The 11,560-nt window shown below is 52.4% G+C and carries 11 protein-coding genes; 6 read left to right on the top strand and 5 right to left on the bottom strand.

Features of this window, described 5'->3' with window-relative positions; all coding sequences use genetic code 11:
- Positions 1 to 2: 2 nt before the first annotated feature.
- Positions 3 to 995, bottom strand: a complete 993-nt coding sequence (locus G518_RS0104870; RefSeq protein ID WP_028601573.1) for a Bug family tripartite tricarboxylate transporter substrate binding protein — start codon at positions 993 to 995, stop codon at positions 3 to 5.
- Between the two features lie 117 nt (positions 996 to 1,112).
- On the opposite strand from G518_RS0104870, the gene G518_RS0104865 reads away from it, so the two are divergent.
- Complete coding sequence (locus tag G518_RS0104865; RefSeq protein WP_028601572.1) at positions 1,113 to 2,015, top strand: LysR family transcriptional regulator; 903 nt, start codon at positions 1,113 to 1,115, stop codon at positions 2,013 to 2,015.
- Between the two features lie 141 nt (positions 2,016 to 2,156).
- On the opposite strand, the gene G518_RS33915 is transcribed toward G518_RS0104865, so the two are convergent.
- Together G518_RS33915 and G518_RS0104855 are read right to left on the bottom strand one after the other, a co-directional pair.
- The gene (locus tag G518_RS33915; RefSeq protein WP_051236040.1) at positions 2,157 to 3,383 is read right to left on the bottom strand and encodes an ArgE/DapE family deacylase; all 1,227 of its coding nucleotides are present in this window, start codon (positions 3,381 to 3,383) and stop codon (positions 2,157 to 2,159) included.
- A gap of 12 nt (positions 3,384 to 3,395) precedes the next feature.
- Complete coding sequence (locus tag G518_RS0104855) at positions 3,396 to 4,376, bottom strand: Bug family tripartite tricarboxylate transporter substrate binding protein (RefSeq protein WP_051236038.1); 981 nt, start codon at positions 4,374 to 4,376, stop codon at positions 3,396 to 3,398.
- A 166-nt stretch (positions 4,377 to 4,542) separates the two neighbouring features.
- On the opposite strand from G518_RS0104855, the gene G518_RS0104850 reads away from it, so the two are divergent.
- The 5 genes from G518_RS0104850 (at position 4,543) to G518_RS0104825 (ending at position 8,934) form a co-directional block, all read left to right on the top strand.
- Entirely contained in the window at positions 4,543 to 5,469 is a 927-nt protein-coding gene (locus G518_RS0104850; protein WP_169457897.1) for a LysR family transcriptional regulator, read from the top strand.
- A 218-nt stretch (positions 5,470 to 5,687) separates the two neighbouring features.
- Entirely contained in the window at positions 5,688 to 6,194 is a 507-nt protein-coding gene (locus G518_RS33910; RefSeq protein ID WP_084651475.1) for a DUF2726 domain-containing protein, read from the top strand.
- Between the two features lie 174 nt (positions 6,195 to 6,368).
- Positions 6,369 to 6,887 (top strand): hypothetical protein, encoded by a 519-nt coding sequence (locus tag G518_RS40610; protein ID WP_028601569.1) that lies wholly within the window; start codon positions 6,369 to 6,371, stop codon positions 6,885 to 6,887.
- A 526-nt stretch (positions 6,888 to 7,413) separates the two neighbouring features.
- Positions 7,414 to 7,590 carry an Eco29kI family restriction endonuclease gene (locus G518_RS40910; protein WP_245597901.1) on the top strand — a complete coding sequence of 59 codons (177 nt, stop codon included), beginning with the start codon at positions 7,414 to 7,416 and terminating at the stop codon, positions 7,588 to 7,590.
- Between the two features lie 198 nt (positions 7,591 to 7,788).
- A complete protein-coding gene (locus G518_RS0104825) occupies positions 7,789 to 8,934 on the top strand; it encodes a DNA cytosine methyltransferase (RefSeq protein WP_028601567.1) in 1,146 nt (381 codons plus the stop codon).
- Here the strand turns inward: G518_RS0104825 and G518_RS39845 are convergent.
- Both G518_RS39845 and G518_RS0104820 read right to left on the bottom strand, forming a co-directional pair.
- Complete coding sequence (locus tag G518_RS39845; protein WP_156909281.1) at positions 8,911 to 9,894, bottom strand: O-methyltransferase; 984 nt, start codon at positions 9,892 to 9,894, stop codon at positions 8,911 to 8,913. The genes G518_RS0104825 and G518_RS39845 overlap by 24 nt on opposite strands.
- Positions 9,895 to 11,355 carry an ATP-binding protein gene (locus G518_RS0104820; protein WP_051236037.1) on the bottom strand — a complete coding sequence of 487 codons (1,461 nt, stop codon included), beginning with the start codon at positions 11,353 to 11,355 and terminating at the stop codon, positions 9,895 to 9,897.
- Positions 11,356 to 11,560: the final 205 nt, after the last annotated feature.

Here is an 11,560-nt window from a genome sequence, read left to right as displayed (position 1 = left end):
GCTCAGTCCAGAGAAATGTTCAGCGCTTTGATGACTTTGCCGTTGACGTCTGACTCGCTGATGAGAAATTTGTCGAAATCGGCGGGCGTGCTGCCCACAGGATCGGTGCTGATGGAGGCCAGTTTGGCGACCAGTTCGGGATCCTTGAGCACTTCCGAGATGGTCAGCGCCAACTTGTCAACGATGGCCTTGGGGGTTTTGGCTGGTGCCAGCAAGCCAGACCAGGCGTAAGCCACCATGTCGGGGTATCCCGCCTCGCGCATGCTCGGAGCTTCAGGCAAAAGGGGTGAGCGGCTCCCCCCGGTAACGGCCAGTGCGGTCAAACGACCGCTCTTGATATGCGCGCCCATGGCAGAGACGGCGTCGAACATATAGCCAACGCGCCCCGCCAAAAGATCTGAAACAGCTTCAGCAGAACCCTTGTAAGCCACGTGCTGCGTGGAAGTCATACCAGAACTTCTTGAAAAACGTTCCCCGAGCAGATGCGCGGCCGAGCCCACGCCGCTGCTGGCGAAGGTGAGTGGGGCATTCTTGTCCTGGCCTGAAGTCAGCAATTGCTTGACGCTTGTGATGCCCGGCCGGCCTGTGACCAGCACCAGTGAGGTGTTCGTCAGTTGCGAAACCGGCGCGAGATCCGAGCGGGCATAGGGCAGCTTTTTGTAAAGCGCGAAATTGTTGGCGTAAGCGCCAATCGCCATCAACAGGGTATAGCCGTCTGGCGCAGCCTTGGCCACAGCTTCAGTCCCAATGATGCTGTTGGCGCCCGGCTTGTTGTCGATGATGAAGTTCTGACCAAGTTTCACTGAGAGGCGTTTGGCCACCTCCCGCGCAATGATGTCGGTGTTCCCTCCAGCAGGGTAGGGCACTACCACGCGCACGGGGCGATCGGGGTAGGCCGTATCGGCGAATGCTTGCGGGCTGGTGGCCAGAAGCCACGTGGCGGTTAGCGTGGCGAGGAGGCGGGTGATGCCGCCGAACTTGAAAAGTGTGTTCATTCCATGTCTCCTTTGATGTCTCGTTGTCGTCCTGATTATCGGAATCGACGTGGAATTGCGCTATGCTGAAACACGGTTTATTGTGATAACTACCAGGAATCACCTGCTCGGACCTCTATGGAACTCAACGATCTGCTCTGGTTCAAGCGCGTCGCCGAGCGAGCGAGTGTCCGGCGGGCAGCAGCCGAACTGGGAGTAAGTCAACCCGCGCTCTCAAAATCCATCCGGCGGCTTGAAACTTCGTTTGGTCTGAAGCTATTCGAACGCTCGGCACGAGGAGTGCTGCTGACGGATGCCGGTCGCGTGGTTTATCAACGCGCCATTGAAATATCAGACTGGAGCCTGAACGTCTCGGCTGACGTCGCTGGCCTGAAGTCTGGGAGCACTGGCTCCCTTCGCGTGGGCGTGGTGCCTGCCCTCATTCAAACCTTACTGATACCGGCTGTCAAAGCCATGCTGGAGCAAAGCCGCTTCGCGATCCGTGTGCAATTAAGCGATCAGCTGTTTCAGCTACTGAGTAATGGCGAAATTGATTGCGCCATTGCGGCCATGGACGATCGTGTGTCGAATGAGTTCAATCATCAACTGCTTGGCCAGCAGCGGAGCCTGGTGGTGGGGCGTATCCATCATCCGTTGCAAAAAAGAGCATTCGATGTCGCTGATCTGGGTGCTCAGCAGTGGGTCTTGTCATCCAGAAACATCGTGCTCAGGCAGTGGGTGGACCGTTTCATGAGAGACGAGGCGGGCGTGCAGTTGGTGCCGGCGGTGGAGGTAGACGCTACGCCGGCGGTGTTGGCTCCGTTGATCGAATCGACGGACCTGTTAACCGTCATCACGGAAGACGCGCTGGCGTCAGCGGCATGCAGAAAGCTGCGTGCCTTGCCAGCGCCTGCGCCGGTCTGGCGTTTGGATATTGGCCTGTTCTGGCGTCGCACGGCGCAGTTTGGCCCGCAGATGGAGCGTTTTCGCAGCTTGGTGGCTGGCGCTCAAGCCAGTAGGAGCGGAGGGGCATTTCAATGAGGCTTGCGCCGCAGGTTTGCCAAGTGATCGAGCAGAATCAGCGCGGTGCCCGCACCTGCCCAGAAGGTCGATCCGCTGGCGACGCAGTCCGTCCGTTCCCGACAGCGTGACAGGGCGGGGTAGGCTGGGTGTAGTGTCCGCTCATTCAATAGATAGCAACTCCTTTGCCACCGCCAGTTGTACCTGGAATACGGACTCGACCTGTTCAACAAGCACATGCTCATCCACGCCGCCCATGTTGAAAGCGGTGGGTCCGTAGACTACGGCGGGCATGCCTGCATGCCGGAACAGCCGAGCATCCGTCAGGCCCACTCGCATATTGGCCACGGCCTCAGGCGCTACTTTTTCTCGGGCATGTTTCAAGAAGCACTGAACGAGGCGGTTGTCTGGTGAAGTGAGTGCCGGCTCTGTCTCACTACCAGGGATCGTTTCCCATTGAACGCCGGGGTGCGTTGACAGACGCTCTGCGATCAAACGCTTGATTTCCTCACCGCTGAAGCCCGATGGGAATCGGATGTCCACAGTGGCCTCCGCATGGCCAGGAACGATATTGGGAACATGTCCGGAATGGAGGGAGCCGATATTCATTGTGATATCGCGCAGATTCTCGAACTCGCCCACGCCACCCTCCTGCTCGGAAACCTCGCGTGCTTCTTCCATAGCCTTCAGCACATGGTCCGGTAGCCTGGTGGGCAATTGGCGCAATGTCAATAAATCCTGAAGCGCGGCCATCAACAATTCGATGGCGTTGATACCCAGGTGAACGTGGGCGCCATGGCAAGCCTTGCCGGTGCTGGTGAGCTTGAGCCACATGACGCCTTTTTCACCGTAACGCACCACCCGTGGATGCCCGGCATCTGCATTGAGCAGGTAGTCGCCCCGAGACTCAGGCACGTTCGCGAGCAACCAGCGCGTTCCCCATATGCCTCCAGTTTCCTCATCGGACACCAGAGTGAGAACCAGCTCGCCCTTCATTTGGCTCTGTTTTTGCGCCAGCTCCCGCACCACCGTGACGAGGATGGCAATGCCAGATTTCATGTCTCCGGCGCCGCGTCCATAGAGTCGGCCGTCGCGCACCTCACCACCAAAAGGGTCTGTTGACCATCCGGCGGGATCGCCCACCGCAAAGGTATCCAGGTGGCCATTGAGAACCACGCGAGGCCCAGTTTGGGCGCCGCGAACGATGGCCACCAGATTGACAACGCCTTTTTGCGGCTCGAACCGTTTGATCTCGACGTTGGGAACATTCAGCAGCTTAGTGAGCGCCTCAGCCACGGCAGTGGTGTCGCCTGGAGGGTTCTCACTTGGAATTTGAATCAGGCGACGGGCGATCGAAATCAGCGCTGTTTCTGCGACGGGAGTAGTCATGCCTTGCACTATCTAGTTCACGGTAATGTTTCGCGTTTTGACGACCTCGCCCCAACGCTTGTATTCAGCCTGAATGGCGCGAGTCAGCGCGGGCCCAGAAGTGTCGGTGGCCTTGGTGATGGCAAGCGCAGTGAATTTCTCCTGGACTCCACTGGACTGCAGCGCTTTATCGAGTGCGGTTCGGACTCGGTCCACCACCGCCTTGGGTATGCCCGCCGGGCCTACGATGCCCAGCCAATAATCGACCGTTACGTCGCGATAGCCGACTTCAGCAAAGGTCGCAGCAGAAGGAAATTCGGGCACTCGTTGGTCAGACGCAATGGCAAGCATGCGGAGCTTTCCGCCGTCGAGGTAGGGTTTCGTGGCCAGGTAGCTGTTGAACAATCCATCGAGGCGCCCCGCCAATAAATCAGGAATGGCCGGCCCGGTGCCGAGGTAGGGAAGATGCGTCAGCTTGAATCCGGCAGATTGGGCGAACACCTCCGCCATCAGGTGGGTCAAGCTTCCATTGCCGCCCGAGCCTATGCGCATGCCTTCCGGTCGGGCGCGGGCCAGCGTGACGAACTCAGCCAGCGTTTTCGCCGGCAAAGCATCTGGCACCACAAACCCGAGGGATGACCCGCCAATCAGGCCAATGGGTTCGAGATCCTTCACAGGGTTGTACTTGGCCGATGCTTTCAGCACGTGCGGAACGATGGTGACCGGCAGATCCGTGAGGAGCAAGGTGTAGCCGTCGGCTGGGCTTCGCACCACGATCTCGGTTCCCACCATGGAGCCTGCGCCTGGCTTGTTGTCAATCACCAAAGGCTGGCCCAAAGAGCGGCTCATTTCATCGGCGATCACGCGCGCCACGATATCCGAGGGGCCACCTGGTCCGTAGGGCACGACGAGGCGGATGGGCTTGCTGGGATAAGCCGCTGGTTGGGCGATGGCAGCGGCGCACGCCAGCGATAGCAAGCTTGTGAAAAGAGATTTTCGGATAAAGCGAATCATGTTGAGTTCAGCTCGATTGAAGAACGGCCAAAGGACCCTTTGTAAAACCCATCGCGGGCCCTGCGAGGGGGGGGTTACAACGGATCCTGGAGTTTCCCAAGAGACCAAAGCATGAGTCAAATGAATGTTTTGAGATATATCCAAACCTGGGGTTATGATTTTTTGCATGAAAAGTGCTCCCATACGCCCCCATCACATTGCTTTGCTGCAGGTGCTCTCAACTTCGAGCACATTGACCGAAGCTGCGCACCGCTTAAACGTTACCCAGCCGGCTGTCAGCAAGCAGTTGTCTCAACTGCAAGAAGCTCTGGGGTATCGGCTCTTTGAGCGACGCGGCCACACGTTGCGACCTACGTTTGAGGCACGTGCCTTGTTCGATCAGATCGGCCGCGTGAACTCCTCCTTGCTGGTGCTCAATGAACTTGCGACCGAGTTTAGAGAGGCCCGCCCGGGGCATCTGCAGATCGGATGCATTCCATCGGCGGCCATTCACGTCTTGCCCCATGCCTTGTTGCAGATTCAGTCTGCGAACAAAGACCTTCTTAGCACCATTCATACCGGTAATACCGCTCAAGTGATTCAATGGGTGGACACCCGGCAAGTGGATGTGGCGATTGGTATGAAGGTCAGCGACTCGGAAAAATGGCACTACGTGCCTTTGCTGCCACTCAAGCTGGAGTGCCTGATGGCTCGCGACCATCCGCTGGCGAAACTGAGCATGATCACGGCGAGCGATTTGAATGGGTGTCAGGTAATCGGCATCGAGTACCCGTCGGTCGTTTGGCGAGGGGGAGGGCAGCAGCCATCGTGGGATCACGAGCTCTTGTCCGTGCAAACGCGAGTAGATTCCGCTCACGTCGCGTGCAAGATGGCTGAGCTAGGCATGGGCGTGGCCATTGCAGACAGCTTGTCCGTGGCTTCATTTGCAAACGAGCGCATGTGCCGCAGGCCTTTCAAGAACCTGGTGCGGGCAGAAATCGGTGTTTACATGGCCACGGATCGTCCGGGCAATGATTTCTCCAAAAGTCTGGTGAGCGCACTGCAAAGGTATGTGTCTTCGCTCGAACTGTCGTCTGAATTCAATCCGGCATAGATATCTATCGGACGCGCGCAAGGTGCGTGTGGAAGATCGATGAACTTCCAATTCCCATCAGCGATAGCACGCACAAGTTGAATCGTTGTGGGCGCCTGCGCTATCCCCGGTCATGGCGGAGCGGTCAAGATCAACCGTCGTAGTGTTTTGGGCGAGAGCGCGATAAGAGCACGCTGGTGTGGATGAACCCCTTAAGATGCGATGAAAGGGAGGAAGCCATGACGTTAGCGATACTTGCTATTTTTTTTATAGCTTTGCTGGTGATCGTTTTAAAGCTAACGAAGCAAGGGAAGGTGCCGGAAGAGCCAGTTCAGGAGTTACTAGAACCCACCTCAGAAAAGCCGGTCGCTAAAGCCTTGCTGACTGATCGAGAGCAAGCCATGTTCAATCGATTAAGTGAAGCCTTGCCTTCATTGATCGTATTGACACAAGTGAGCTTTGGGGCCATCTTGCACGCGAATCTGCAAGGAACGCGCAACACGTTCTCCCGGAAAATTGCAGACTTCGCGATCTGCTCAAAAGCGTTCGAAGTATTGGCCGTCATCGAACTGGACGATGCCACGCACCGCAGCAAAAAGGCCGAGGACGAAAACAGAGATCAGATGCTCAGAAGCGCTGGGTACGAGGTATTGCGATATCCGAACGTTCCCGACAGGGAACAAGTCCAAAAGGATTTTGTCGCGCTGCTGACGAAACGAAGAAACATGACGGCTGCGGCAAGCTAAGCGATTTACCAATGAGTGAGAAGTGCCTAGTCGCCGACGAAATTGAACAACTAGCAGGGCTTGTTGGACGGGACTAGGGCCAGACCTACTTTCAATTCGCTCGGCGGAGGGGACTCTCGCACGCATGCCTTCAACAGGCACTCCTGTAACATGGCGTGACATGCAGAGAGAGCCATGATCAAAGTGCTTCTAGCCGTGCTTGCAACCACACTGGGTATGCCCGCACCCACATCAGCGCAGGTGTTTCGATGCGGTAGCAAGTATCAGTCATCACCTTGCGCGAACGGTCGAGAAGTGAACGTGAGCGCGCCGCTCTCCAGCGACACCCCAAGCTCAGAACTTGTGTACCTGTGCAAGCAGCACAACGGGCAGCTTTTTTGGATAGACAAGCCGTGCTACCACTACCAAAAGGCGATGCTAGAACGCGAGGTGCGTGTGCCGTACGGACTGACATGGGAAGAGCGCGTGGCATACGCACAGCGAGAGAAGTACGCGGCAGACACCCTTCAAATTGCACCAGCGCACCCAGTGTTTAGACACGCTGGAAAGACAGCGCCAAACTGCGACGGATACAGGCAAGCACTCGAGAGCAACGCTTCAGCAGCTCGAGCAGGAGGGACTGCCAGATATATGGAAGGGCTGGCAGAGCAAAGACGAGCCATCTCTAAGCAAATGCACGCCGCGGGATGCTAGCCCGTCTCCGTTGGATGTTACATAGAAAAGAGACACATTTTCATGGATCCCTTTTGACCGCTACGTCGATTGGCGCGTTGCAAGATAGAGGCCACTGCCGTTGAATCGAAATCCCAAAGATCTCGCTGTGAAAAATATAGTGTCAGGCCACTAGTTGCGCGCCGGTTTCGTGACCGAAGCGGCGATGGTAGGTGTGCAGACCAGTGTGATCATGGGACCGACGGGACACAAATCTATGGAAATGCTGTTGCGACACATGCGACCTGTTCAAAAGCGCCAGAACCTGCTCTAGTGGCACGGTAAGGCCTCGTGCCGCTGGGAAGGACTTCTTCGCCAGCTGAAAAACGACCTGCCCGATGCTGGTGGTTTTCTCCGTCATAACCACTACGTTGTATCGCTGGGCGATGTCCTCGATGGCTTTGGCCTGGGCTCGAAATCCATGCCCCTGAACTGCTGTGTATGCAGCACCCGCATCTGCCGTTGCTTGGTGGTGGATGAAATCTAGATTCCGCTGAGCAAGTCGCTGATGATTACTAAGTTCTCACCCCTGTGGAACCAATTTCTGGAAGGCCTTGTGAATCACGACGCTGGGAATGGAAGCTACAACGGGCTGAGCCCCAAGTGGAACAATTTGCACCCAGGCCGGGCGTGGGCACTCGAAGTGCAAGCAGCGAGAGGAAACGCTGAGCGACATACAGAGTAAAGTTCAGAACTAGCTTACGAACACGATGTCGCCTGAACCGCCTCACTTCCTGGGCCGGTTGGACATCTAGATCGAGAGCCATCCATTTGGAGCGTCGCCCATAGCAGTGCGCGCCGCGCCCACACGCCTGTAAAGGTTTGTCGATCGACAGGGTACCCGTGAACTGATAGAGTTCCGCGCAACTCATAAAAGTGTGCCATGTCGCTGAAAAAAAATAAGGTTATAGATTTGTACGCAGGGGCAGGAGGACTGTCTCTGGGGGCCGCACGAGCAGGTTTCACGCTGGCTGCCGCCGTGGAGATAGACAAGCATGCGAATGAAACGCATAGGCGCAATTTTCCTGCCACTTGCCACCTGGATCAAGACATTGCCACGCTTTCTGCAGCTGACATCCTGCGTCAAGCAAATATTCAAGACGGGGAGCTTATGGGCGTCATTGGCGGCCCGCCTTGTCAGGGTTTTAGCTCAATTGGTCGACGTGACCCTAAGGATGTGCGGAACAAATTGTTCGCACATTTCATGCGAATTGTGGCCGAAGCCAAACCCATTTTTTTCTTGGCTGAGAATGTGCCTGGCATTCAGGATGACAAAAACATAGGGATGCTTGAAGACGCCTTTCAGTACGTAACAGACGACTACCATTGCCTTCAACCAATAGTTGTTAAAGCGTCTGAGTACGGCGCGCCTACTTCGCGTACACGCCTATTTTTTATTGGTTTGCGAAAAGATGTCTGCCAAGATCCGGAGGCTGCCCGTGCCTTAATTTCTGCACCGGCTGAAATCCCTGCTGTGACCGTTGCCTACGCACTCAAGGGCTTGCCTAAGCGGGTTCGCTCCGATTGGCAAACGGAAGCCCAAGGAGTTAGAGCAGTAGAGAAGCTGCCCGAATCACACTACGCACTACGCATCCAGGGGTTGATTCCCGAAGGTGTCGGGGATTTGGCAGCCATTGCCCAATTCACTAAACAGCAGTTGGTCAATGGCAACATGGGAACGGTTCATAGCGAAGATGTGCGCAAGCGGTATGCAGCCTTACTTCCAGGAAAAACCGACTCCATTTCAAGATCATCAAGGCTTGAAGCCAATGGGTTTTGCCCGACACTCAGAGCAGGCACAGGCTCGGACAAAGGCAGCTACCAAGCGGTGCGACCTATTCACCCAACGATCGGAAGGGTGATTACGCCGAGAGAGGCTGCAAGACTGCAGGGTTTTCCTGACTGGTTCTCATTGCATCGCACTAAATGGCATAGTTTTCGGCAAATAGGAAATAGCGTCTCCCCTATAGTTGCCGAGATAATTTTGAAAAATATTAAAAATGCGTTAAACAACGATTTTTGTAAATAAACTATACGATCTATAGTATTCTGCATAATTTTCTAGTGCTGCAATTCCAGCGTCCTCGGTTTCTTCAGGATGAAAGTTGAGGGTACTCTTCAAAAATAGACCCCTGTTCTTATCATCGCAAGGCAAATGACTATCAAGTTCTATGCGCTCTTTGATAGACAGTGACGGCACCCTTATAGCACGAGGATTCTCCCAACTGGTGTTATGAAATTTCCAATGGGCTAGCCGTGTATTTTTCTCAAATGCTGAAATGGTCTCAGCATCATTATTATTCAGAACAATTCCCGTCACAGTCAGCATTTTATTGTTGGTATCTTGGTAGATGAAAGATGCCACCGGATGAAAATGAATTTTTCGCCCGGACGCTATTCCATCAAGGGATAGTTTTATACATTTCATTAGCGTATTCGGGAAATTAGCTGCCAATAAATTTTCTTCAACTAAGTTGACGGGGGAAAATCGTGACATTCGCGACTTAAAGCTAGCGACTTTGTCCGGTCCTTTTAAGGTGGCGGGATTCGCATTCAATGTTATTTTAATGACATCATTAGGTGATGAATTAGCAACAAGTTCCCTGAATTCTTGCAACTGCGGCAATGTTTGTTTTGCATCAGCATAGTCTAGCCAAGTTATAGCATTTGCCTCACCTTTGTGTGACTGATAAAATTCATCTTCCAAGAAGCTTTTAAAACTTTTGTTGTAGTACTCAATAAAACTTGGGGAGTAATTGAATTTTTGTCGCCTGAATACATTTTCATCAATTTCTAAGCTTTTCATTTTTGTTATGCGGAGCGCACTATGAATGAGTTTGAAATCTTCGGAAAATGGCCCAGCAAAACCAACATACCAATAGTCCGAAATATTTGTATGTCTACTGACTATTTTCAGTAAATCAATAAACAAATTTCTCTCTATGGATTTGTTTAGTCTTAAATGGTACGGTGAACTTCCGCCGCTCATTTATTTGGTCTTTCCGAGATAGATGTCAAAACATTGCTCACCTACTTCACTCGGCGTCTTCTCTTCATCTCCAAAAATAAACTCTTTTACCCTCATATATTCATCGCGAGGTTTCGTGTATTGAATCTTAACCCTTCTAGACTGCGTAGCTCTCTCAGGCACTGGCAAGCTTGGCTTGAATCTGACTCCACCAAGCTGTGAGGTTACACGCCGGAGACTTGCAGAGGGAATGCCGGTCTTTGCAGAAAGAACGTCCACATTCTTAGAGGACTCTTGAATTTCGTCTCGCTCGACACTACGAGATTTCCATTTATTAGTGAAGGCAACCATGACTTTGATTGCCTGCTTCATTTCTTCTTTGACTTGCATATACAAGACGGAACCTTGGTCAATCTCACGCTTGGTGGTAGTCAAAGGAAGTTTCTTCGGATCTGTCGCATTAAATATTACATAACCACCGATCGCCGCGTACTGTGTATGAAAATGCGGAGTCGTTGGATAAAGCCCCCAACCAGTTTTTTCAGAAATATCATTGCTTAGAATAACGCGATCATTGCAGACCACAGTCCACCCAGCATTGTATTTAGATCGTTCCATTGATTCCGCGATACCCGACTCCACTTCATCGGCCTCTTCATTCTCATTTTCATCGGCCAGCTGTGGGAATTTTGCATAAAATCCCATTATCAGCATTATCGAAACCCCATCACTTATCGTCTCGTAGAAGTATGGAGCAATGCCACTGCCTTCAAAGCCGTTATCGGAAATTTGTAGGGTGCTATTTTTTTGAGGCACCCGCACTGAGTTAACTTTTACAGAAAATCCCTTTTTTATAAGGAAGCTGTAATTGTTTGATATTGATTTGATCAATCGATCGGCATATGAATTTAAATTATCATTGAATTCAATTCTTATATGCTCCTTTAAATCACTCACCTCAATGAGACTTCCATCGGCCTCAAGCTCCTGATGAGTTTCATCCTCAATTACAAGGTCCCAATTATCTTTATTTTGAATCCAATCTTTTGTAAATTTAACAAGATATTGATCTTGTTTGTTTTTTGTCTTTATTACCGCAGATGATCCTATTTTAAATATAGCTCGCTTCATCCCTATGCCGTAAAGACCAACTGTTGCGATTCCATCGTCGCGATTTACATCTTCACGCCCAAACTTAAAAGCATAGTTTTTTGCGATTTCTTTGCTTATGCCGCCACAATTATCTTTTATCGAAAATTTATCAGGCTCGATGAAAATTTCTGCCCAATAACCGTGATACGGGTAATTCAAATCTGGAGTGGAAATCTGCTCTTTGCTATTTCTAAGTGCACCATCCACACAGTTATCTATCAGATCTAGGATTGCCCCGTCTAGATCAATGTCTCTGGTCAACATGTCAACGAAAAACCGTTTGACAGGAACAGCATGAATTGTGTTTTCCTCAGTCATTGCAGTACTCATAGTCAAGTTTCCTATCGATTTCAAAAATTTTTAAGCAAAATTCATTGCATGTGCGAATGGCAAGGCTAATGTGACTTGACGATCAAGGCATTACAAACATGGTCTAAAACCGCCACCCGTTCCACCAGTACACAATCCGCCCGCAGATACGAACTTGGTGCGATCCTCGAGGCACTTCCACAGTACGCACGTTGGGGTTGTCGCT

It is taken from the genome of Ottowia thiooxydans DSM 14619 (genome assembly GCF_000422885.1).
In the GTDB taxonomy this organism is placed as follows: Bacteria; Pseudomonadota; Gammaproteobacteria; order Burkholderiales; family Burkholderiaceae_C; genus Ottowia; species Ottowia thiooxydans.
Note: the sequence above shows the minus strand (reverse complement) of the source record. Positions and strands in the feature narration are given on the sequence as shown.